Origin of the sequence: Mariprofundus sp. NF, assembly GCF_013387455.1 — a bacterium.
In the GTDB taxonomy this organism is placed as follows: Bacteria; Pseudomonadota; Zetaproteobacteria; order Mariprofundales; family Mariprofundaceae; genus Mariprofundus.
On sequence record NZ_VWNC01000004.1, the window covers coordinates 223,083 to 246,862 of the forward strand.

The window sequence follows — 23,780 nt, forward strand, 5'->3', positions numbered from 1 at the left end:
GATTTCGCGGATTTCAAGAATATCTAGATAGATTTATGATTCGTATGGCTGGCTACTTAACAGCATCGCCCAGCGCATCAATCAGGGGTTGCAGATGCTTTTCAAAAGGTTTCCAGCGACCTTGCGATCTATTATTAATGGGTTCACGAACCTGAGTGAGGCTCATCGTTTTCACTATACTTTTTTTCTTGTGGAAGTTCATGCAATCCTCACTCCATTCAAGGTCGCAGAATTCCACTAGGCTTTTAGCCTCTTTCTCCGGCTCTGCGATTAACGATTCATTGCTGATTTCATAAAAATTTTTATCAGGCAGAACTGATCGCCAGTGTTTCATCAGATCAAGATAGATGCGGTAGTGTTCGCCTATATCTTTGAGACAGTATGAAAATCCGAATTCTGTGCCTGCAAAGCCACTTGAAAAAATGGAGAGGCAGTTGTCCAGCGGGTCGCGAGATGAATGAATTATTTTAGCGTTAGGGAACAGTAATCGAATAGTGGCAACCAGCCAGAAGCTGGGCAGGGTTTTATCAATATATTTTTCAGCTTTAGAAAATCGGGAGATCATGCCTTGACGATATCTTGAAACGGCATCAATAAGTTGTTCACGGCTGACTTTAGAAAGATTTTCCATGATGTGTTGGTCATAGCTTCCGCTGGTTAAGAGTCCAGTCACCTGCTTCATTGCATCATTCTCTCCCATATCAACGACTTTGGGATGAGCGGCTAGAATCTGAGCTAATAGCGTTGAGCCGGAGCGCGGCATGCCAACAATGAAAATCAGATCATCGCCATTAGCAGGGCAATCAGCAAGTTTATTGTCAAAGAACTCTTGGGTGAATAGTTCTTTAAGCTTCTCAGCGCGTTGTCTGTCATCTTCAATATTATAATCAGCAGTTTTTTTTCTGATTTGATTGGCTGCGAAATAACATGCAAAAGATTTGTCATATTCTTTCAAGTCTTCCCATGCCTTGCCAAGAGGAAAGAGAAGGGGAGCCCTTACTTCATCATCTGTTTCAGGTAAGGCAATGATTTCTTCAGCCTGTTTCATCAAGTCGTTGTAAGTAGATGGCTTGTTGATACGAATGAGTTTAATTATTGAGTCTGCATGGTGAGGGTCAACTTCAATTGCATGGTTGAATGCATCCGTCGCATCGTTAAATCGACCAGTCTCCATTAGTGCAGTGCCGAAGTTATACCATACATCAACATCATGAGGCTGTATGGAAGTAGCCTTCCTGAAATAATTAAATGCCTCTTCATGGCGGTTCAGCTTGTAAAGGATCTGCCCATACCCACCTATGAGGTCACCGCGGCTAGGAGCAAGTTGTATTGCCATATTACAAGAGGATTCAGCATCAGGCCAGTTTTCGAGTTTATTGTATGCTGCAGAGAGCGCTTGCCATCCATCTGGATTCCTCGGCTGGAGCTTGGTGAATTGTTTCCAATATTCAATAGCATCTGAATACTCTTCAAGGTTTCCATGGAGCAGGGCAAGGCTTGCAATTAAGCCCGGGTGCTTACGGGAAGATTTGAATCCGTGCTGATATAACTCTTTAGCTTTTTGCGTGTCGCCCTGTTTTTCACTGATCTTTCCAAGAATGTTATATGCATCAGGGTTGTTCTTATGAAGCTTTAGAATGTCCCGGCAGAGCTGTTCTGCGCGAATCAGGTCATTGGCAACATAGGCGCGCATGGATGTAGTGGCTAATGATTCAATCTTACGCAAGGCATTATTGGATGGCTTTCTTACTTTCATCATGAAAAATCTGACCCTTATTATATATAATAGAGACATCTTCTGATTAATGCTGCTTATGTCAACTGAGGAATTAACGTCAAATGCATAAGGATATGAAAAATAAAGAAGAATGTGTTTGTGTCAAAATGACACAGCACAGATGTGTCGTGTTGACCCAGTGATCTGGATCACGCAAAGTTCGCAACGTCATCCCATGGGGGAGAGGCTTTTCAGCGATCTAGATTGATGAAAAGACTTGAAACGAGGGATGGGAATATTTGCACTAACCCCAGTAGGGGTTAAATAAACTTTTTAATAGAGGATATCACAACATGAAGAAGACACTTCTTTCTGCTGCTGCTTTCGCTGTTGTTGCTGTTTCTGCTGTTGCAGTTGCTCCAACCACTTCTGAAGCTGTTCCTGCATTCGCACGCCAGACCGGCGCTGCATGCTTGAACTGCCACTTCCAGGCAATTCCACGTATGACCGCTTTCGGTCGTACTTTCCGTATGAACGCTTTCCGTGACATGGGTGAGCAGGGTCTCATCGAAGACGAGCACCTGTCACTTCCAGCGGTATTCAACATGGCTTTCCTGATGAAAGCTCGTATCTCTAACGGCGCAACTAAAACTGGTGCTGGCGTACAGACCGCTGGTGGTGGTTTGATCGGTACTCAGGCAACAGTTTCTTCTGTTGCTGTAGCAACCCCAACTGCTAACAAGACTGCTATCCAGTTCCCTGATGAAACTGCATTCCTGTTCGGTGGTCGCTTGGGCGAGCACACTGGTATGTTCGTTGAAATGGGCTACAACGGCGCAGCTATGGACATGCTGGGTTACAAAGTTGCATACGTTATCGATATCGACGGCGGCCTGATCGCTGTTGCTCTGGGTACTTCTGATGCACTGGGTCTCTCTTCAGTGTTCAACGATCCTTCAAACGCAATCTCTCGTAACACTCGCGGTGTTCAGACTCGTGCACGTGCAATGCGTGACACAGTTCACCACGATGCAGGAACTGGTGTTGGTGTATACGGTCACGTAGCTGACTCTATCTACTTCGCACTTGGTGGCGCTGTTGCCGCTGGTGGCGGTGCTGTAGTTGGTGGTGGTGTTGACCTTGACCTCGGTACTTATGCACGTCTGGCTTACACTGGTGAGCTCGGTGGTTTTGATGTTGTTGCTGGTGGTTGGTATGCCAACCTGCACAATGCAAATCATAAGATTAACAACATTCCTAAGGGTTCACGTAAGGAAGTTGGTCTGGACATTCAGGTTCAGGGCGACCTCGGCGCTGCTTCTGTAGGCTTCTATCTGCCAATCGTTCTGTCTTCTAAGACTGATGCTGCTTGGGCTGGTGGTATAGGTACCATGGGCGCTAACCAGAAAGTTACTGGTTACATGCCTTACGTAAACATCGCATTCGGCGCTGCTGGCGTACGTCTGGGTTACGATTATGCTAAACGTACCAACACAATCGGTGCTGCTGCAACTCAGAAAGACACTCAGTTCGTATTCGGTGCTTGGTATGACCTAGCTCAGAACTTCACACTCGACCTTGAGTATGATGCACAGAAACGCACTGTTAATGGCGCAGCTACTCAGAAGCTGAACGCTACTACTCTGCAGCTTGAGTACGTATACTAAGATTCCTTTAGGAAACTTTGGAAAGGGGCCCTTCGGGGCCCCTTTTTTTATGCCTGGAAAAGTTCGAATAAACAGCGTTCCCCTTGTCAGTAAAGTAGCAGCAACCTCCTTTTACCTTGACCACGCTTCTGCAACTGGCTGTAATGCGCGGCTATGAAACGATACCTTCTCATTCTTCCTATGATTTCTCTCCTCTCCGCATGCGAGGGAAAGCAGTTCTTTTATCCCAATGATCAGCAAGGCCCTGCATACACACTGGGCAATGCTGCAGATCCAGTCAGTGGTAAGCCGCGTGCACCGCTGGATGTGCCACCTGAATTGCAGGCTGAGCTAGAGGTACCAATGGCGGGCGAAGTTGCCAGCAGAGCAGACGAGAAGGTGCTCTCTAAAGATTATCAGGATGCAGTGGCAGGCAAGGCGATTGCGCTGGATGCCCGGATTTATCCGGTTGATGCAGCCAAGGTCTTCTCTGCAGTAGTGGATGCGATGACCAGTATGAATATTCCGGTTGATTCAGTTGATTCGCCAAGTGGCATTATTACCACTGACTGGATCCGCAGGGGCAGTGCTGCTGCGTCGATGTTTGACTTTTTCGGTTCTACTTCAGCAAACACTCCGACACGGCATCGGTATATCGTACGCGTTTATCGGGCAAAGATTGAAGGGCAAGATGAAGCAACCAAGCTTGAAGTTCGTGTGCATGGGCAGATGGCAATTAATCGCACCTGGGTCAATAAAACTTTGAAACAGAAGGTGACGGATCAGTTGTTTGTGGGTGTTGATGAGCAGCTTGAGCGTATGCAACAGGGTGTAACTGGCCAGACAACCGGTGACACTGCGCAGTAGTCGTGAACAGTTCTGTCGAGTGTTGCTTGGCAGGCTCCCAGTTATTTAATCAGTGCTTTCAGTGCCAGACCCGGATCGGGCTGGCGCATCAGTGATTCGCCGATCAGGAATCCGAAGACGTCATTCTTATTCATCAGCCTGATATCATCGGGTGTAAAAATGCCCGACTCGGTAATGATGGTTCTGTCGTCGCCAATCATGTCGAGTAGTTCAATGGTTGTATCCAGTGTGGTTTCAAAGGTGTGCAGATTACGGTTATTGATACCCATCAACTGCGTATCCAGTTTCAGAGCCCGTTCCAGCTCCTCAGCATTGTGCACTTCAGGCAGTACAGAGAGGCCCAGTTCATGGGCGCAGCTTGTCAATTCGGCAGCCAGTAGATCATCCAGCATGGCCAGAATTACCAGGATGGCATCGGCTCCCATCGCTTTGGCTTCAATGACCTGATACGGGTCGAGCATGAAATCTTTGCGCAGGATGGGCAGAGAGACAGCTTCACGAATGGCTGTAACGTATTCATCCGCACCCTGAAAATATTTCACATCGGTCAGCACTGACAGGCAAGTGGCACCTCCAGCCTCATAGGATTGTGCGATGGCTACCGGATCAAAATCAGGGCGGATAATGCCTTTGGATGGGCTAGCCTTTTTCACCTCGGCAATAACAGCACTTTGTCTGCTGGTCACTTTTGTTTGTAAGGCTCCGGAAAAATCTAGGGGAGCTTTGGCATTAGCCAATGCAAGCAGCTCGGCTTCACTGCGATGCTGTTTGCAGGTGTTTACCCAATCACGTTTGTAAGCGGCAATTTCATTCAATATTGAGCTCATGCTGCTTCCTGAGTAAAGGCAATAAGTTTGTTCAATGTCTCAGACACAGAGCCGGAATCGATGGCATTTGCAGCCATGGCAATGCCATCACCAATGCCATCTACTTTACCAGCCACCCAGAGGGCTGCAGCTGCATTTAGCAGCACAATATCACGTCCTGCACCTGTCTGGCCGGCAAAGATATGTTTAAGGATTGTAGCATTGGTGGCTGCATCATCGCCTGCCAGTGCTTCAGGGGTGCTAAAAGGCATGCCGAATGCAGAGGGGTCAATCTCAAAGCGAATCGGCTTCTCACCGGCCTGAATCAGAATGGCATCGGTAATGTTGGTGGTGGTGATCTCATCCAGCCCATCACGGCCATGTACAATCAGTGCTCGTTTGCTGCCCAGTTTGGCAAGGGCACCGGCAACCAGTTCCAGTTTGTCCTTGGCAAATACACCCAGCACCTGATATTCAGCATTGGCCGGATTGGTCAGCGGGCCAAGCAGATTGAAGATAGTGCGCACACCCAGTTCACGACGAACAGGCCCGGCATGTTTCATGGCCGGATGCAGCTGCTGGGCAAAGAGAAAGCCGATGCCTGTTTGATCGATGCATAGAGCCACCTGTTCGGGCGTAATATTCAGGTTCACACCCAGTGCTTCAAGTACATCTGCAGCTCCGGATTTGGAGGACATGGCACGATTACCATGTTTGGCTACGGGCACACCGCAGGCGGCAACCACCATCGAAACGGCAGTTGAGATATTGAATGTTTTGGCGCCATCACCACCTGTGCCGCAGGTGTCGACCAGACCTGTTGCCTGTGGGGTGATCTTTGTGGATGCACTGCGCATTGCCCTGGCTGCACCGGCAATGATCTCGGAGCTCTCTCCGCGAATGGAGAGACCCATCAGTATCGCACCGATCTGAGCAGGCGTTACTTCACCCTTCATAATGGAGGAGAATACCTGTTCGCTCAGGTCGCCACTGATGACTTCGCAGTTTTGCAACGCTTTGATCATTTGTGTCACAGATTCACTCATCGCATGCTCCTTTTTGAACCGCAGAGGGCGCAAAGTTTCGCAAAGTAAATGATGCGCAATGGGCGGGTGCAACGAATAATGAATCTGGTACAGCAGCTGACCTGCCGATGACTGGGCGGATTGTCGGATTTCCCTTTGCGCCCCTTTGCGTCCTTCGCGGTGAAATCATCAGGCCTCCGCCTCAAGGAAGTTTTTAAGCATCTGGTGGCCGTGTTCGGTGAGGATGGACTCCGGGTGAAACTGTACACCGAAGGTCGGGTGCTCACGGTGACGCAGTCCCATCAGCTCCCCCTCTTTGGTCCAGGCCGTTTTGATCAGGCACTCTGGCAGGGGTTCAGGCACAATCAGAGAGTGGTAGCGCGTCGCGGTAAATGGCGATGGTAGCCCTTTAAAAACACCTTCTCCATCATGTTCAATCGGACTGGTCTTGCCATGCATCAGGCGTGGGGCACGAATAACCTGACCGCCGAACACTGCTGACATGGACTGGTGACCGAGACAGACTCCGAGTATCGGGATCAAACCTGAAAAGCGGCGAATCACATCCATAGAGATACCCGCTTCATGTGGCGTACAGGGGCCGGGAGAGACGAGAATGTGGTCCGGTTTTAACGCGGCAATCTCATCCAGGCTGATTTTATCGTTACGGTAGACCAGTGGCTCTTCACCCAGTTCGCCAAGATATTGCACCAGATTGAAGGTGAATGAATCGTAGTTGTCGATAACGAGGATCATGGTTCCCTGCCTTGTGCTTCGGCCAGTGCAACGGCGCGGAACATGGCTGTAGCTTTATTAACGCACTCGGTATGTTCACGCTCAGGGACTGAATCAGCAACGATGCCTGCACCCGCCTGAATATGAATTTCGCCATTGTGGATCACAGCTGTACGAATCGCGATAGCGGTGTCCAGACGCTGGCCACCGAAACCGATATAACCAACCGTGCCGGCATAGGGGCCGCGTGCCACAGGTTCCAGTTCGTGAATGATCTGCATGGCGCGCACTTTCGGTGCGCCGGAAACAGTACCTGCGGGGAACGTGGCCTCAAGCAGATCGAGGCTGTCGGCATCTTCTTTCAAATTACCCTCTACCTGCGAAACGATATGCATCACGTGTGAGTAGCGCTCAATGCTCATCGACTCAGTCAGCGAAACCGAGCCGTATTCACAAACGCGTCCCAGATCGTTGCGACCCAAATCAACCAGCATTACATGTTCAGCCAGCTCCTTGGCATCGGCCAGTAGGTCCTCTTCCAGGGCTTTGTCTTCTGCCATAGTTCTTCCACGTGGCCGTGTGCCGGCAATCGGGCGAACCACCGCTTTATCCATTTCACGACGCACCAGAATCTCTGGTGATGAACCCACCAGAATAGTGTCGCCAATATGCAGGTAGAAGAGATAGGGCGATGGGTTGATATGGCGTACGGCGCGATAGACATCAAAGGGGGCGCAGGTCAGCTTTTTGGAGAAACGCTGACTCAATACCACCTGAAAAATATCACCGGCAAGGATGTATTCACGGGCTTTGGATACTGCTGCCTCAAAATCGGCCTGTGTGGTCTGCGCTACTGGTGGCTCTGTAAGCGTGGTGTCGGCATCGAGTTTCAGCACCTGCGCCGTTTCACCCTCATAAATACTGGCTTCCATGCGATTGAGGACACTCTCTGCCTCTTCGCTCTCACTCTCCGGCAGGCGAACACAGCAGGTCAGTGTGCCTTTGAGGTTGTCGAAGACCATAAAGCGATCGACCAGCAGATAGGCTGATTCAGGCGCACCAACCGGATCGGGAAGGTCGGCAGGGATATCTTCAAACCGGGAGACAATCTGGTAACCGAAATAACCAACGGCACCACCGGCAAACGGCAGGTCGTCTTCAGGAATAAACTCCTGATGCAGTACAAAATCACGCAGCCAGTCGAGGATGCCACCTTCAAAAGTATCTTCGCTGCCATCACGGTAGAGCAGATGCGTCGTGTCACCATTTGATGTGGCGCGACATGCAGGGCTGATGCCGAGAATGCTGTAGCGGCCCCACTGTTCGCCGCCTTCGGCGGATTCAAACATAAAGCAGTCACCACGATTTACGAGGCGAGAAAACAGGCCCGGCGGGGTCAGACAGTCGGCTGAAAGTGTGCGTCGGAAAAGTTTCATAGTCGCGCTCATATTGACAAGGTTACCCTACTATGGCGAAATGCGCCGCCTTCGGGACAGGAGAGATAACCTGTTTGCGAGGAAACGGGGCCATAGCTCAGCTGGGAGAGCGCCACACTGGCAGTGTGGAGGTCAGCGGTTCGATCCCGCTTGGCTCCACCATATTGAAAACCGGGCACATTGTGTCCGGTTTTTTTATGCTCCTGTTTTTCTGAGCTGATGTGCTGTGAAATATTCATTGTCGCGAAGGTTATATTTTCTCCCTTTATCGGGCTATCCCCAATTCATGGTTTTTCACCGCTGTTTCAACTGAGCAATTTCCATTGCATTAAAGGTGTGGATGCATTCGAATCGGTCAATGGATTTTGATGCGAATATTGCTGATACGCTGATTAAGCTCTTTGCCGCCTGGTTGCTGCTTGCCGGTGTCGCCTATTGGGCCAAGCGAGAGGGTTTAGGGCTATCACGCAAGATGCTGTTCGCCTCCGGACGTGGATTGCTGCAGCTGCTGGCGCTGGCATTTGTATTACACTGGATATTTGATATCCAGTCGCATCTGGCACAGGCCGCGCTGATTGCAGGGTTCTGTATTCTTGCCGGTCATAACAGCGCCTCTCATCATGATGGTGGACGCGCCACATGGTTAGCTTGCGCAATCGGTTTGATATGTGCCTGCCTTGTTACGCTGCCGTGGCTGGCAGTGACCAGCGCCATCTCTGATGACACTCGAACATTGGTACCACTGGGCAGTATGATTGCTGCCAATGGCATGAATGCGATCTCCATTATGTTTTCACGCCTGAAATCAGGCGGCGAAATGGGTGATGGCCTGAAAACAGCTATGATTCCAACCATTGATACGCTGCGCGTGGTGGGGCTTGTGCATATGCCGGGCATCTTTGTTGGCATGGTACTGGCGGGAGCATCGGCAATTGATGCCGCAGTAGCGCAACTGATTGTGCTCTACATGGTTGTGACCTCCAGTTTTACAGCCTGTCTGATTACTTTTCTGATGATGAATCATCTGAATAAGCGTGAGGCGTAAGGCGTTAGATGCCAAGTGTTAAGAGGCAGGTCGTTGATTTGACTTCTCTCTTCTCACTGCTTGATGTGATCGCCTTTTCCTGCGACTCTGTGGCTTATGAGACGGGAGAGGAGAACTACAGACGTTAGTGTGTGGCAGGTGATTTCCAGATGCGGCTGAAGCGCATTGAGCTGGCTGGTTTCAAATCATTTGTTGATCCGACCAAGATCGATCTGGATCAGGGCATTACTGCCATTGTCGGGCCTAACGGTTGTGGTAAATCAAACATTGTTGACGCGTTGCGCTGGGTGCTGGGTGAACACTCGGCAAAACATCTGCGTGGCGGCGTCATGGATGATCTTATCTTTCAGGGCTCTGATTCTCGTCCGCCCGTGGCGGTCTGTGATGTGGAGCTTACCTTCTCCATTCAAAGAGGCACCCTGGCCACGCCCTATCATGAGTTGAATGAGATCAGTATTCGCCGCCGCCTGACCCGCGATGGTGGTTCAGATGCCTTCATCAACGGCAAAATGGTGCGCCTCAAGGATATTGTTGATCTGTTCCTTGATACCGGTATCTCCACCCGCGCCTACGCCATCGTTGAGCAGGGCTCGATTGCCCGCATGGTAACCGCCAAACCGGAAGAGCGGCGTGTCATCTTCGAAGAGGCGGCAGGGGTGATGAAATACCGCTCCCGTCGTAAAGAAGCCAGTCGTCGTATGAAAGACACACAGCAGAATCTCGATCGCGTGCTCGATCTGCTGGAGGAGGTGCGTAGTCAGTGCCGCAGCCTGAAACAGCAGGCATCACGCGCAGAGCGCTTCAAGACATTGCAGGATGAATTTACGCATCTGCAGTCGGTCAGCCTTGGTTTGCGCTATCGCAATCTGAAAGAGGGATTTATCGCCATTGAGCAGCGTATGAAACAGGCGCGTTCAACAGAAGATGAAGCGGCCCAGCAGTTGACTGCATTTGAGAAGGTGGTTGCAGAGCGGCGGGAACAGGTTGTTGCCCATGAGGATGAAGCGCAGTCGTTGCAGGATCAGTTGCGCGAGGCTGAACGCCGCCGTGCTGACCTGCAGCAGCAGGCTGAACGCATTGCCGGTGAACGGCGTCTGTTTACAGAGCGCAAAGCGGCACTGAACTCGCGCATCGAGGAGGCTACTCAATTCAGTGGTCGCATTTGTGAAGAGTTGGCGATGGCTGAGCAGCGCCTTGCTGATCAGGATGACTCCGAACTGCAGTCACTCAAATCGATGGCCGCCACAAGCCTGGAGCAGGCGCAGCTGAGCTTTCAGCAGCAGGGTTTGCAGCGTGACAGCTCTCTCTCTGAATATGAGCGCTTACGTCATAGCGGTGAGCAGGCCCGGCAGCAGCGGGACAAAGCTGAGGCCGCACTGCTTCGTTTGAGTGAACGTGAAGTGCATTTGGCAAACCAGTTGCGTGAGATAGATACCCAGATTGGTAGTAACAGTTCGCTTCTGGGAGAGGCTGAGCAGCTTCTGGTAACCAGTGAACAGGCTTACCGCAGTGCCGAAACCCATGTTGCATCAGCTCAGGAATCTCTGGATCAGAGCAGAATTAGCCGGGAAAATGCGGCGCAGGCGCTGGCTCAGCAGGAGTCAGCAGTTCGTGAGTTAAAAGGCTCAGTACAGGAGCTACGCGGACGCACCAAAAATCAGGATGTACCTGATGATCTGCGTGATGGTCTGAGAGCATCGGGTGGCATTTGGGTTGATGAATCACTGAATGTGCCTGAGGGGCTGGAGGCTGCGGTGGCTGCTGCGCTGCGCGGACGCTCTGCCGATGCACGTATCCCTGTTGATGCAGATCTGAACAGCTGGCGAGAGACGTTAGCTCGTTCAGCCACCGCTCCGATTGCCCTGTTTGCCGGTAAAGGCAGCACTGCTCAGGCGGTTGCCGCAAGCTCGCTTGCTGATGCCATCGGAGTGGATGCCAGGCATCCACTTTATGATCTATTTGCCCCGATCAGACTGGTCGATACGATTGATCAGGGTTTTGGCAGTGGCGGCCAGTGTGTCAGTCGTGATGGCTGGCGTTATGAGCCGGAAGGTTGGCTGGTGCCACCGGCGGGCAACAGAACAGCAAATCGACTGGCCACACAGCGCAAACTTCGCGATGCTGAAGGTGAGCTGGCTCAGGCTGAAGTGGCTCTGCTAGCAGTATCCGAAACATTTGCCGAGGCAGAAACAGTTCTGGAGCTGCAGCAGAAGGATTGGCAGCAGGCCCATATTGAGGTGACAAGAACCGAAGGCGACTGGCATAAATCTCAGGCTGAACTTTCTCGCGCAAAATCAGAACAGATATCTCTTAACGAGCGCCAGCAGCGTCTGCAGGGCGATATCCAGGAGGCAGCTGAAGAGCGTAAACACTGGCAGCAGCAGTTGGATCAGGCTGGTGGCGTGGATCAGGAAGCCCTTGATCTGGCACGCCAATCGCTTGATGAGCAGAACAGTGCAGTTGCCAGATCTGAAGAATCGCTCAATCAGGCGCGTACAGGTTTAGCACAGGCCGAGCAGTCGCTGGCCCTGTTTGCTCAGGCGCAGGATAATATGCGCCGTGAGTGTGAACGGCTAACGCAGGAGCGTTCGCGATTAACCGGTCAGATCGAGTCAGACACGCTACGTCTCTCTCATGCCGAGGCTGAATTGGCCAAGGTTCGTGCGCATAGTGATCTGGATGAGCAGCTGGCTACTGCGGCTGAAGAGGTGGAGAAGAAACACCAGGAAATGAACGCCATTCGCCAGAAAGGGCATGAACTTCAGCAGTCTCAGCATGAGGCTGAGCGTAGTGAGCGTCAGGCGCGCCAGCAGCTGCAACTGGCTGGAGAGCAGCGCCAGTCCATTGAGCTTTCACAGGCTCAGGATGCAACACGCATGCAGGATCTCGAAGCGGAGATTGAGAATCGTTGTCAGGCATCAGCAGCTGAATTGCTTAAGCGCATTGATAGTATGGATGATCTTGAAGATGCAGAGGTGATGATAGCCCGCAGCCATGAACTGGGAGATCGTCTGGAGCGGTTCGGTCCGGTCAATCTGATGGCCATTGATGAGTTTGAGCAGGCCAGTGAGCGGGAGGTGTTCCTCTCTGACCAGGCTGCAGATCTGGAAGCGAGTCTGGCAACACTCAACGATACTATCACCCGTATCGACAGGACCACTCGCCAGCGTTTCCTTGAGGTGTTTGAGCAGACCAACGCCTACTTTAAACAGACCTTCCCACAGCTCTTTGGCGGAGGCCGTGCCGAGCTGCGTCTGGACTCCGATGATGTTCTTACCGCAGGTGTTGAGGTGATTGCTCAGCCGCCGGGTAAACGGCTGCAGGATGTCACGCTGCTTTCAGGTGGCGAAAAGGCATTGACTGCAGTGGCTCTGGTATTCTCGATATTCAAGATTAAACCGGCACCATTCTGTGTATTGGATGAGGTGGATGCGCCGCTTGATGATGCCAATGTGGCTCGCTTTGGTGAGATGGTGCGCGAACTCTCGGATCGGGTGCAGTTCCTCTCTATTTCGCACAATAAAATCACCATGCAGCAGGCAGATCGCCTGATCGGCGTATCGATGCCAGAGCCGGGCGTATCCAAGATTGTTGCCGTCGATATGGAAGCTATTCCGCACTAGGCCCTGTTTTTGACCGCAGCAATATGGGGTAGAAACTAAACAGTTCAGATCAGCGAAATTGACAGGTCATTGCCGGAAGCGTGGCAGTAGCGACGCGCCAATATCCGATCGAGGATATTGTGAGCAGAGCCAAAACCACGCTTTTGGCTTTGCGTAGAGAATCATTGCATGGATGCAATGATTCGGATCAATAAAACTGGCATGAAACCTGCTCAATAACCGAGCTGTTTAGGCAGGAGGATGCATGCCGGATTCCCCACAATCAGAAGAGATCGCAATACCGGGCTTGAAAGAGCGCCCCGGCGGCCAGTTTGCAGTTATCCTGATTCAGGATGGGGTGATGACGGTTGCCGATGTCAAAAAAGCGATGCGCGTACAGGAGAAGCTGGGCAGCAGTAAGCTTGTATCCACCATCCTCACTGAGTTGGGCATGCTTACCGAAGGTGAACACCGCCGTATTATCCGCAAACATGGCAGAGAGTTCCGCATTGGCGAACTGATCTGCGAGCTGGGTTATATCACCCTGCAGCAGCTGCAACAGGCAGAGAAAAAACTGGCAACCTCTCCGGGCAAACGTATCGGTGCAGTGATTCGAGAGATGGGTTTGATTGAAGATCGTCAGCTTGCTCAGGCGCTCTCAGAGCAGCTGGCGATGCCACTGATTCATCTCGATATTGATACCGCAGATCGTATGGTACTTACCCAGTTTGCTATCAAGTTCATGCGCATGCATCTGACCGTTCCCTATGAGGCGAGCGGTAGTAAGGTTTCGATTGCTACAGCCAATCCACTGAACAATACGGCGATTGCCGAGATTGAAAAGCGGATGCAGAAAAAGGCGGTGGTCTCGATTGCTGCGGAAAGTGCGATCCTCTCGCTGCTCAGTAAACTTGAATCAGCCGGTGGCAAGGGGGGAGAAGCCAAGGATCAGGTCGCTGATGTGGTTGATAGTATCCTGCTGTCTGCTATCCGTGATCACGCCAGTGATATTCATATTGAGCCGATGGATGGTTTAGCCCGGGTGCGTTTCCGTCTCGATGGTGTGCTGATCCATAAGATGGACCTGCCATCGGAACTCTCACAGCGTGTGCTGGCTCGCCTGAAGGTGTTGGCAGAGATGGATATCTCCGATAGCCGTCGCCATCAGGATGGCCGTTTTACCCGCGAAGTGAGCAATGTCAGGGCGGATTATCGAGTATCCACCTATGTAACGATCTATGGCGAGAATATGGTGATGCGTATCCTGCGCAGCTCAGGTGGCATCAAAAATATTGAACAGATAAGCATGAGTCGCGGTGTACTTGATCGCTTCAAACATGAAGCGCTGGATGTGCCGACCGGCGTGGTATTGATTACCGGGCCGACAGGTTCAGGTAAAACATCCACACTCTATGCGGCTGTTGACTACCTGAATCGCCCGACAACCAAAATCATTACGGTGGAAGATCCGGTAGAATTTATCGTACCGGGTATTATGCAGTGCTCGGTGGATGCGACTGCAGGCCGCTCATTTGATCAGTCGCTGAAAGCGATGATGCGTCAGGACCCCGATATTATTGTTATGGGTGAGGTGCGGGACCGCCCTTCAGCTCAGGTGGCTGTGCAGGCGGCGCTGACCGGCCATAAGGTGCTGACAACATTTCATACCGAGGATTCCATCGGTGGATTGTTGCGACTGATCGATATGGGTATTGAGACTTTCCTGATCTCATCTACCGTGGTCAGTATTCTGGCTCAGCGCCTGATTCGCACCATCTGTCCGGAGTGCAGGCAGGCTTATATGCCCAACAAACGTATCGCCAACCTGATCGGTATTGATGATGAGACCTTGCGCACCAATACATTTTATCGCGGTACCGGCTGTGGCACCTGTTATGGTACCGGTTATCACGGGCGTACTGCACTGCATGAGCTGCTGGTACTCAATGAGGATGTGCGTGAGGCAATTCTGGCACGTAAAAGTTCGCATGATATTCGACAGATCAGCTGTGAGACCACCAACCTTCTCTCTCTGATGGAGGATGGTATGTACAAGGTGCTGCTTGGGCTGACCACGGCTGAAGAGGTTTACCGCATTGCACCGCGTTCACTCTCTACACGCTCAGTAGAAGATATTTACCGATTAATGGGACATGGGGAATAAAATGGACGCATTTCAACTGGCTGAAGAGATTCGACTGCGCTTTCGACAAGGCGATGCCAAGCTGCCGGTACTGCCTGAAGCGGTGATGGAGGTGCGCAAAATCGTCAATGACGAAGACAGGGGCGCAGCCGATATTGCCAAGGTGGTGGCAAAAGATTCAACACTGTCGACGACTGTGCTGCGCATCGCCAACTCAGCCCGCTTTAGAGCAGGCGGTGCAGAGATCCGTAACCTCCCCATGGCGATTCAGCGACTGGGTGGGCGCAGGACACTGCAACTGTTGACTGCGATCTCCAGTCAGGTGCATCTGGCGGTAAAAAACAGGCAGCTTCAAGGCGTGCTTCGTGACTGCACCCGCCATGCCCTGCTTGTGGCCACTGCGGCTCAGCATCTGGCCCGTTTGACGCGCACTGTCGACCCTGAAGAGGCCTTTCTTGGTGGTATGCTGTTTGATGTGGGTGTCTCGGCCATTATCTGTGCCGTACCTGATGAGATCATCAAGTGTGCCCCTGAAGAGCAGACGGTGATCTTGAAACAGCTGCATCGCGAGATGGGCGGTCGCCTGCTTACCTACTGGGAGATGCCTGATGCTTTTATCTCACTGGCATCACACCATGGCGTTGAGGCTGATGATAGGCCACGTGAGAATCTGATTGATCTGATTGATGCCGTGCAGTTTATGCTCGACTCTACAGGCCATTCGTTACCCTTTGATGACGTGCCGGAAGGCATTGATGCGCTGCACTATCCACCAATGCGCAGATTGAGTGTGAATGAGACACATCTGGCCGCTGTTGAGGTGGAGCTTGAGGATGGCGTGGCTGAGCTGGAGCAGATATTCAGCCAGATCGGTTGATCGGACTCCCCTATTCAGCTGCCTGAAAGAGATCCGCGAAGCTGAGCTTGATGCGTGAAACCTCACCCTCAAGCTGGCGGTAGAATGCTGCGCTTTCGATTGGCAATCGTAGTTCATCGCTAATAAATGACTCATTGATTCTGGCAAAACCGCAGCAGTGAGCGCTCCAAACCAGTTCGCTGGCCATGATCGATTCACCTTTAGTGAAATGTTCGAATATGAGATGGGCCAGGTTCAGCGCCATCATGGCGTGCTGCAGCTCTCTCGGGATTGAGGATACGGGCAGGCTGCCTGTGTGGTGGTGGTATGAGATAAAATGCTGCACCTTTTTCGGCAGCTGCCAGTGCAGGGCGAGGATCACACCTGCATCAATATGGGTGTAACCCAGCTGCTCATATTCAGCCTGCAGGGCGTCAGTGCCGGAATCAATGGCAGCCTTTAACTGAGTAAGTTTCTCATCCGACTCAAGATTCAGAATCACCAGTTTACCGATATCATGTAACATGCCGATCAGGCTGGCATCGTGACGCTCAAGTTTCTGACATGACTCAGCCAGCAGACGGGTGAGGCTGGAGATCGACTGGCAGTGCATCCAGATATAACGAACCTGCTGACGCATATTCTCATTCTGCCCCAGTTCAGGTGCAAGGCAGTTAAAGATGACATTGCTGGTCTCATCCAGTCCAAGCCGGGCAATGGCCAGGGGGATGTTGCTGATCTCAGAGCTTCCGGGAATCGAATAGGCCGATGAGTTGCACACCTTGAGAATCTGAGCGGTAAGGATCGGATCCTGTGCGATCACTGCGCCCAGCTCTCCGGCTGAGGCGTCGGGCTGCTCCAGAATCTGCTGAATCTTATGCCAGATCTCCGGCATTGGTGGAATCTCATGAATCTTGGAGCGCAGATGCTTGAGTATCGGCCCATCAAGGCGGGGCGGTTTGCTGAGGTCGTATGCGGAGCTGTTACACAGTGAAGAGGGGCAGCTGGAGAGCAGACCTCCCAGTGAATTGGGGGGGCACTCATTGATTTGAACCGTTTGGGTTGGTATCGATTTTCTGGTTGTTGTGCGAGATGATCTCTCACTGCGCTCATTTTCACTGTTTCGTTTGCCGAATAGTTTTCCAAACCAGGACATCTAAACCCCCATGGTGCCTGAGACTGCATACCCTTTGCTGCGAGCAAATTCAGTGCCATAAGTTGCCTCGGATATGGCGGCGCTCTAGCCTGCGTCGCCTGATGAAACAAGAGAGCCAAAAACTACAAGGTCTGGACAGGCTGTTTATTAAAACATACGGCTGCCAGATGAACGAATACGACTCCGGCCGTATGGCGGATATGATGAAGCAGGCTTATGGCCTCAGGCTTGTCGCAACCCCTGATCAGGCCGATGTGGTCCTGATGAATACCTGCTCGGTTCGTGAGAAGGCGGAGGATAAGGTCTACTCCGAACTTGGCCGTTATAAGAAGCTGAAAGAGAAACGTCCTGATATGATTATCGGGGTAGGTGGCTGTGTCGGACAGCAGGAGGGGGAACGCATCCAGAAGCGGGCACCCTACGTCGATATCGTGTTCGGTCCGCAGACCTACCATCGTCTGCCTGAGATGATCAAAGAGATTCGCCGTGATCGCGTCTGCCTCACTGAAATTGATATGCCCGAGATCGAGAAGTTTGATCATCTGCCCAAGGCAGAGAGTCATGGTGCGGCCGGTTGTGTGACGATCATGGAGGGGTGTGACAAGTTCTGCACCTTCTGTGTGGTGCCTTATACACGTGGAGCTGAAATTTCACGGCCGGTTACTGATATTCTCGAGGAGTGTCGTCAGTTGCTGGCTGGTGGTGCGGTAGAGATCAGTCTGCTGGGTCAGAATGTGAATGCCTATCGTGGTCCTGGCCCGGATGAAGAGGAGTGGGATTTCACCATGCTGCTCTATGCTGTGGCTGAACTTCCAGGCCTTAAACGGCTGCGTTTCTCTACCAGTCATCCGATGGAGATGACCAGTGAACTCTGTATCGCTTTTGCCGAGATTCCACAGCTGATGCCTTATCTGCATCTGCCGGTACAGAGTGGTTCGGATCATCTGCTTAAGGTGATGCATCGCAGCCATGATCGTGAAACCTACTTCCGCATTATTGATGAGTTGCGTCAGCACTGCCCCGATATTGCCCTCTCTTCCGATTTCATTGTTGGTTATCCGGGGGAAACGGATGAAGACTTTGAGGCCACGCTTGATCTGGTTCGCAGAGTGAACTACGGCTCCGCCTTCTGTTTCAAGTATTCACCACGGCCGGGCACACCTGCATCCAAGGTTGAGGATAGTGTGCCTGAAGCGGTGAAAGATATTCGCCTGCAGCAGTTGCTAACACTGACGCGTGAGCAGACGCGAGAAGCCATGCAGGCCCAGATCGGTAAAACGGTTGAAGTGTTGGTTGAGAAAGAGAGCCGTGATGCCGGTGATATGGCCGGGCGCACTGCCGATTTCAAAATCGTTCATTTCAAAGGGCAGAAACGGTTGATTGGTCAGATTATGCCGGTGCGGATTACCGAGGCTTATGGCCAGTCGCTCAGGGGCGAGTTGATTCTTGCCAGCGATTAGAGGCATTATACAACGATGACAGCAGTTTCCCTGCGCCTTGAGGCGCGTGATGCAATCTCTCTACAGAGCCTGTGCGGTGCCGGTAACCGGATCGTGAATCGGGTTGAGCAGTTCTATCAGGTGCGCTTTCATGGTCAGCCCGGTGCCTGGGATATTGAAGGTGCGCAGGCTGAAGCTGCGCGCGCAGCGATGTTGCGACTTGTTGCAAGGGGCGCTTCCCAGCCGGATGAACTCAGTGACGTTGATGTGGAGGGTGTATTGAAGGATGTTCAGGTGACCGATAGTGCTGGCAAAGAAGCAGGGACGGGAGTGCTGATCGCCGGGCGCCGTCATATCAGCGGCAAAACAGCCAACCAGCGTAGCTACCTTAAATCGATTCAGTCTAACACGCTCTCGCTGGCGGTTGGTCCGGCAGGATCGGGAAAAACCTATCTGGCGGTCGCTGCTGCGGTCGCTGCTCTCAATAGTAATCGCGTTGAACGCATTATCCTGACCCGTCCGGCTGTGGAGGCTGGTGAGAAGCTGGGTTTTCTTCCCGGTGATCTGCAGCAGAAGGTTGATCCCTATCTGCGACCCCTGTTTGATGCCCTCTCTGATATGCTGGGCGTGGAGAAGATGAATGCGATGATGGAGCAGACGCGCATTGAAGTGGCTCCGCTTGCTTACATGCGTGGCCGTACCCTTAATGATGCCTTTGTGATTCTGGATGAAGCGCAGAATACGACCCGTGAACAGATGAAGATGTTCCTGACCCGGCTCGGTTTTGGTTCGGTGATGGTGGTAACCGGTGATGTCACACAGATCGATCTGCCACGCCATCAGCAGAGTGGTCTGTTGCATGCCTTGCAGGTGCTGGAGCATGTCTCTGATATCGGCATATCACGCATGAGCAGCAGTGATGTGGTTCGCCACCAGCTGGTTGAGAAGATTGTTAATGCCTATGAAGGGATGGAGAAGCAGGAGTCGTGATCGAAGTCGTTGTTGATGATGAACTGGAAGCGTCGTTCAGCGCTCCCGATGGTATCGACAGGGCTGTGTTGATGGCCTGTGAGGTTGCCGGTTTTTCAGCGCAGAAGCCGGAACTGTGTATTCGTTTTGCAGCAGATGCAGCGGTTCAGGAGCTTAATGCAACGTGGCGCAGCAAAGATAGCGTGACCGATGTGCTCTCCTTTCCTATGCAGGAGGCTCCCGGCTTCGATTTCTCCGAGTCACTCGGTGATATTGCGCTGGCCGTTCCCTTTATCCTTACTGAGGCAGATCGTCTGAATTTGTCGCAGGATGATCACATCCTGCACCTGATTGTGCATGCCACCCTGCATCTGCTCGGCTTTGATCATATCGATGATGACGATGCAGATGAGATGCAAACGCTTGAACGGCAGGTCATGTCAAAGATCGGCCTGCACGATCCATATCCAGCAGAAGTGAAAGATAGTCCGGAGAGTATATGAGCCCCACATTCCAGAAATGGACCCTCAGTTTGCGCGAATCCTTGATTGAGTACCTGCGCCCGGGGCGTAACGATGATGAGCTGCTGGCAATCCTTGGACGCGCTGAAGCGGTGCAGTCGGATGAGCAGCGCAGTATGCTGGAGCAGGTGGTGGCCTTTAACGATACCCGCGTGCGTGAAGTGATGGTGCCACGTTCTGAGATTCATGCTGTGAATGTGGATGCTTCTCTTGCAGAGGTGGAGGCGGCTTTGATCGAGCATGGGGTTACCCGACTGCCGGTCATTGAAGCAGATATCGATCATGTGCTTGGTGTTGTCCACACCAAGGATATTCTGGCTGCCCGTGTGCGTGGCGAGTCGCCACAACTCTCGGCCATTCTGCGCCCCTGCCTGCGGGTGTTGGAGCTTGAGAAGGTATCGGGCCTGCTGGAAGAGATGAGGGATGAGGGGTGTCACATTGCCATGGTACTCGATGAGTATGGCGGCACAGCCGGTCTTGTGATGCTCTCTGATCTGCTTGATGAGATTGTTGGTGAGATTCGTGATGCGGGCGAAGAGGGTGAGTGTCAGCTGCAGGACGATGGTAGCTATCTGGTGCTGGCGCTGATGCATATTGAAGACCTTAGTGAAGAACTTGGCGTGAAACTGCCGCTGGGTGATTACGATACTGTGGGCGGCTGGCTTACAGACCGACTGGCACGTATCCCGAAAGTCGGCGAAGTGGTGAGGCTGGAAGGTTTTCAGATTCATATTGTAGAGGCCGATCCACGACGCATCACCAAAGTACGCATGGTACGTATGCAGGATAATCTGCCCGATAGCTCCGGTGGCTAACTCCCACAAACTGCAGATGCTGCTGGCATTGGCTCTGGGTGGGTTGATGCCTTTTGCCTTTTCCCCCTTTGATTACGCCTGGCTGGCGATACCGGCACTGGCCGGTTTTTTATGGCTGCTCTGTCAGGGCTCGCCGTTTCGCATCGGTTTCGCCTTTGGCTTTGGCTGGTTTGGTTTCGGGGCATGGTGGTTGGCACCAACCCTGCACACCTTCGGCCATCTGCCGTGGATCGCAGCAGGATTCTGTGTGCTGCTGGTCGGTTGTGTGATGGCACTGCTGCCAGCGATGTGGGCGTGGCTTGCTGCCAAAGATGGTGGCCGAACACACTGGATACTGGTCAGTTTTCCTACCGTCGCTGTGGCTGAGGAGTGGCTGCGCGGGCACATTTTTACCGGCCTGCCATGGACGGCACTGGGTACCCTGATGCTTGATACACCGGCCATTGGCTGGGCATCGTGGTTCGGTGTTTACGGATTGGCATTTATTCCGGCTCTGCTGGCGGCATCACTGCTGCTGCTTGTCACCCATGAAGAGAAGAGGTGGGGGGCAGGTGGCCTTGTGGTTGTCACTCTGCTGGTGCTGGCTGCACCGCAACCCTTGGATGCAACCGGTGAAGAGGTTTATCACGCAGCCCTGATTCAGGGCAATATTCCACAGGATCAGAAATGGGATGCTGCCTTTCTTAATGAGACCATGTTTCGCTATGCCAAGCTCTCTGAACAGGCCGCTGAGAAGAGTGATGTAATCATCTGGCCTGAGGCCGCGATCCCCTTCTTTCTCGAACGTGCACCGGAGTGGGACAGCTGGCTCAGTGGCAAGATCACAACCTGGCAGGTACCCCTGCTGTTTGGCGGGTTGAAGCTGACCGGTGAAAATACGGCCAATAACGGACTGTTTGCTGAAGAGCCTGTTGGCAATCATCGGACGTTTGCCGGCAAACAGCATCTGGTTCCCTTTGGCGAATATGTACCATCGTGGGTGCCCTATTTGAGTGCGCTGGTTCCTGCCATCGCCAATTTCAGGCCGGCTGAGGATTCCGGTACAGTGCAGCTGCGTGGTATCCGTTACGGTTCACTGATCTGTTATGAATCGCTCTTTCCCGAGCAGACGCGTCTGCGCGTGCAGAACGGCGCCCAGGTTTTGGTCAATGTCACCAATGATGCATGGTACGGCACAACCCCTGCGGCCTGGCAGCATTTTCAGGCGGCTCGCATGCGTGCAGTGGAGAGCGGCCGTTATCTTCTGCGTGCTGCCAATACCGGTGTGACGGCGATAATCGGACCCGATGGCAAGGTGAGAAACAGTGCTCCGTGGTGGACGAAAACGGCACTGGTTGGTGAGTTCAGGCTCTCTGAAGCGATCACGCCTTATGTGCGCTGGGGCGATGCTCCTTTGCTAGGGCTGCTTATTTTGTTAGTAATTCCTCTGTTATTTAGAAAAGGTGAATAAGTGCATCCATGAAAAAGGAGAGTCTATGAGCAGGCAGCAGGTTTGTGTGTTGGGTGCGGGATCGTGGGGAACGGCGCTGGCGCTGGTGCTGGCTCGAAGTGGTGCACGTGATGTCTGGCTGGTCGCACGCGATGATGAGCAGGTGAATGCCATCGAATCGAGCCGTGAGAATCGCCACTATCTGCCGGGCATAACCTTACCTGATAATATCCGCATCACAGCAGATACAGGATCGGCTATCGAACATATCGATGCCTGCGTCTATGCACTGCCGTGTATTGCCGTGGATGATTATCTGCCGCTACTGGCCGGTGGTGATTATCCGGTTATCGCCGCCTGTAAGGGGTTGCATCCGGAGACATTGATCCGCAGCGATGAGATGCTGGCCAAGTATATCGACAGATCGCGTATCGCGCTGCTTTCAGGACCCTCTTTTGCGGCTGAGGTGGCTAAGGGTCAGCCAACAGCCATTACCATGGCGGCAGAAACGCTGGTGCTGGCTGCTACAGCAGCTTCATATTTTGATGATACAAATTTCCGCATCTACCCCAGTGATGATCTTGTTGGTGTGGCCATGGGTGGCGCGCTGAAAAACGTCATTGCCATTGCCGCAGGCATGGCTGATGGTCTCGGTTTTGGTCATAACTCGGTGGCGGCAGCTGTAACGCGGGGGCTCTCTGAGATGGCGCGTCTGAGTGTTGCCTGCGGTGGCAGCACGGAGACGATGATGGGGCTCTCCGGCCTTGGTGATCTGGTACTCACCTGTACAGGTGAACTATCGCGCAATCGCCAGTTCGGTATTGCTGTTGCCAAGGGCAGCAGTTGTTCAGCAGCCATTGAGGAGATCGGTCAGGTCGTCGAAGGTGTTCGCACAGCAAAAGCCGCAAATCAGCTGGCTGAAAAACTGAATATTGAGCTGCCGCTGATGCAGAGCATCCACCGTATTTTAATTGGAGAAATTGAGATCAAAGAGGCAGTGGCGCAGTTGATGGCGAGGCCGGAGCGGCCGGAATAGATGGCCGATGAGGATGATCTGTTTGCCGAGGCGATGGGCAAGGTTCGCCCGCTTGCACCGTCCAATAAGGTTGAGTCGGAGCCACTGAAAAGAAGAAAAAGGGTGGTTCTGGTCAAAGCAGCGACAGGGTCGATCATGAGTCCGCGCGCGAACTATTCACCTGAGCGCACGGATGATCCGTGGCGACTGGTTGCCGATGGTGTCTCCCGCGAACGCTTGAGACGCCTGGCTGGCGGGGATCCCTCTGTCGCTCTCACGCTTGATCTGCACGGATTAACACGCGATGAGGCGTTGCGCCAACTGACTTTAACATTTGAAACTGCCTTGCAGAGTGGGCAGCGTGCTATGCGCATTATTCATGGGCGCGGCCTGCATTCACAGGGTAAGGCGATTCTCAAAGAGGCTCTCTACCACTGGCTGCACGATGGCCCTTTTGCTTACGCTGTGCTGGCGGCGATTCCAGAGCCGGGAAGCGGTGGCGGAGCCTGTCTCGTACTGTTACGCAGACAAAGCGTATAGCTCGATTGGCAATCAACG

19 protein-coding genes and 1 tRNA gene are annotated in these 23,780 nt (G+C 52.5%); 14 read left to right on the plus strand and 6 right to left on the minus strand.

The genetic code is table 11. The features are described 5' to 3' along the window. Positions 1-52: 52 nt before the first annotated feature. On the minus strand, positions 53-1,759 hold the full coding sequence (locus tag F3F96_RS07980; RefSeq protein ID WP_176962711.1) for a sulfotransferase family protein: 1,707 nt from the start codon (positions 1,757-1,759) through the stop codon (positions 53-55). A gap of 311 nt (positions 1,760-2,070) precedes the next feature. On the opposite strand from F3F96_RS07980, the gene F3F96_RS07985 reads away from it, so the two are divergent. Both F3F96_RS07985 and bamC read left to right on the plus strand, forming a co-directional pair. Beyond that, entirely contained in the window at positions 2,071-3,384 is a 1,314-nt protein-coding gene (locus F3F96_RS07985) for a hypothetical protein (protein WP_176962712.1), read from the plus strand. Positions 3,385-3,564: 180 nt separating this feature from the next. Next, on the plus strand, positions 3,565-4,230 hold the full coding sequence (gene bamC, locus F3F96_RS07990; protein ID WP_176962713.1) for an outer membrane protein assembly factor BamC: 666 nt from the start codon (positions 3,565-3,567) through the stop codon (positions 4,228-4,230). A 41-nt stretch (positions 4,231-4,271) separates the two neighbouring features. Here the strand turns inward: bamC and trpC are convergent, their stop codons facing one another. The 4 genes from trpC to trpE all read right to left on the minus strand — a co-directional run bounded on the left by trpC (position 4,272) and on the right by trpE (position 8,232). Beyond that, on the minus strand, positions 4,272-5,057 hold the full coding sequence (gene trpC / locus F3F96_RS07995; protein ID WP_176962714.1) for an indole-3-glycerol phosphate synthase TrpC: 786 nt from the start codon (positions 5,055-5,057) through the stop codon (positions 4,272-4,274). Next, positions 5,054-6,082, minus strand: a complete 1,029-nt coding sequence (trpD, locus tag F3F96_RS08000; RefSeq protein ID WP_176962715.1) for an anthranilate phosphoribosyltransferase — start codon at positions 6,080-6,082, stop codon at positions 5,054-5,056. The genes trpC and trpD overlap by 4 nt, the downstream gene beginning before the upstream one ends. A 168-nt stretch (positions 6,083-6,250) precedes the next feature. Further along, positions 6,251-6,817, minus strand: a complete 567-nt coding sequence (locus F3F96_RS08005) for an aminodeoxychorismate/anthranilate synthase component II (RefSeq protein ID WP_176962716.1) — start codon at positions 6,815-6,817, stop codon at positions 6,251-6,253. Continuing rightward, positions 6,814-8,232 (minus strand): anthranilate synthase component I, encoded by a 1,419-nt coding sequence (trpE, locus tag F3F96_RS08010; protein WP_176962717.1) that lies wholly within the window; start codon positions 8,230-8,232, stop codon positions 6,814-6,816. The genes F3F96_RS08005 and trpE overlap by 4 nt, the downstream gene beginning before the upstream one ends. A gap of 86 nt (positions 8,233-8,318) precedes the next feature. Between trpE and F3F96_RS08015 the strand changes: the two genes are divergently transcribed. The 5 genes from F3F96_RS08015 to F3F96_RS08035 all read left to right on the plus strand — a co-directional run bounded on the left by F3F96_RS08015 (position 8,319) and on the right by F3F96_RS08035 (position 15,899). Further along, a tRNA-Ala gene (locus F3F96_RS08015) sits at positions 8,319-8,394 on the plus strand. Positions 8,395-8,590: 196 nt separating this feature from the next. Then, positions 8,591-9,277 (plus strand): ABC transporter permease, encoded by a 687-nt coding sequence (locus tag F3F96_RS08020; RefSeq protein ID WP_176962718.1) that lies wholly within the window; start codon positions 8,591-8,593, stop codon positions 9,275-9,277. A gap of 149 nt (positions 9,278-9,426) precedes the next feature. After that, positions 9,427-12,900, plus strand: a complete 3,474-nt coding sequence (gene smc / locus F3F96_RS08025; RefSeq protein WP_176962719.1) for a chromosome segregation protein SMC — start codon at positions 9,427-9,429, stop codon at positions 12,898-12,900. Between the two features lie 244 nt (positions 12,901-13,144). Then, positions 13,145-15,043: a GspE/PulE family protein gene (locus F3F96_RS08030; RefSeq protein ID WP_176962720.1), complete on the plus strand. Its 1,899-nt coding sequence runs from the start codon at positions 13,145-13,147 to the stop codon at positions 15,041-15,043. A gap of 1 nt (position 15,044) precedes the next feature. Continuing rightward, on the plus strand, positions 15,045-15,899 hold the full coding sequence (locus tag F3F96_RS08035; protein ID WP_176962721.1) for an HDOD domain-containing protein: 855 nt from the start codon (positions 15,045-15,047) through the stop codon (positions 15,897-15,899). Between the two features lie 10 nt (positions 15,900-15,909). Here the strand turns inward: F3F96_RS08035 and F3F96_RS08040 are convergent, their stop codons facing one another. Continuing rightward, on the minus strand, positions 15,910-17,034 hold the full coding sequence (locus tag F3F96_RS08040; protein ID WP_176962722.1) for an HDOD domain-containing protein: 1,125 nt from the start codon (positions 17,032-17,034) through the stop codon (positions 15,910-15,912). Between the two features lie 101 nt (positions 17,035-17,135). On the opposite strand from F3F96_RS08040, the gene miaB reads away from it, so the two are divergent. The 7 genes from miaB to F3F96_RS08075 are packed head-to-tail and all read left to right on the plus strand — an operon-like array spanning position 17,136 to position 23,762. Further along, on the plus strand, positions 17,136-18,494 hold the full coding sequence (miaB, locus tag F3F96_RS08045; RefSeq protein ID WP_176962723.1) for a tRNA (N6-isopentenyl adenosine(37)-C2)-methylthiotransferase MiaB: 1,359 nt from the start codon (positions 17,136-17,138) through the stop codon (positions 18,492-18,494). A gap of 15 nt (positions 18,495-18,509) precedes the next feature. Continuing rightward, entirely contained in the window at positions 18,510-19,463 is a 954-nt protein-coding gene (locus F3F96_RS08050) for a PhoH family protein (RefSeq protein ID WP_176962724.1), read from the plus strand. Then, complete coding sequence (gene ybeY, locus F3F96_RS08055) at positions 19,460-19,945, plus strand: rRNA maturation RNase YbeY (RefSeq protein WP_370465521.1); 486 nt, start codon at positions 19,460-19,462, stop codon at positions 19,943-19,945. Before F3F96_RS08050 ends, ybeY begins: the two co-directional genes overlap by 4 nt. Continuing rightward, a complete protein-coding gene (locus tag F3F96_RS08060) occupies positions 19,942-20,778 on the plus strand; it encodes a hemolysin family protein (RefSeq protein WP_176962725.1) in 837 nt (278 codons plus the stop codon). The genes ybeY and F3F96_RS08060 overlap by 4 nt, the downstream gene beginning before the upstream one ends. Continuing rightward, positions 20,771-22,228 carry an apolipoprotein N-acyltransferase gene (gene lnt, locus F3F96_RS08065; protein ID WP_370465522.1) on the plus strand — a complete coding sequence of 486 codons (1,458 nt, stop codon included), beginning with the start codon at positions 20,771-20,773 and terminating at the stop codon, positions 22,226-22,228. Before F3F96_RS08060 ends, lnt begins: the two co-directional genes overlap by 8 nt. 25 nt (positions 22,229-22,253) lie before the next feature. Continuing rightward, positions 22,254-23,243, plus strand: coding sequence for an NAD(P)H-dependent glycerol-3-phosphate dehydrogenase (locus tag F3F96_RS08070; RefSeq protein WP_176962726.1), 990 nt, complete (start codon positions 22,254-22,256; stop codon positions 23,241-23,243). After that, complete coding sequence (locus tag F3F96_RS08075; RefSeq protein WP_176962727.1) at positions 23,244-23,762, plus strand: Smr/MutS family protein; 519 nt, start codon at positions 23,244-23,246, stop codon at positions 23,760-23,762. Positions 23,763-23,780 lie beyond the last annotated feature (18 nt).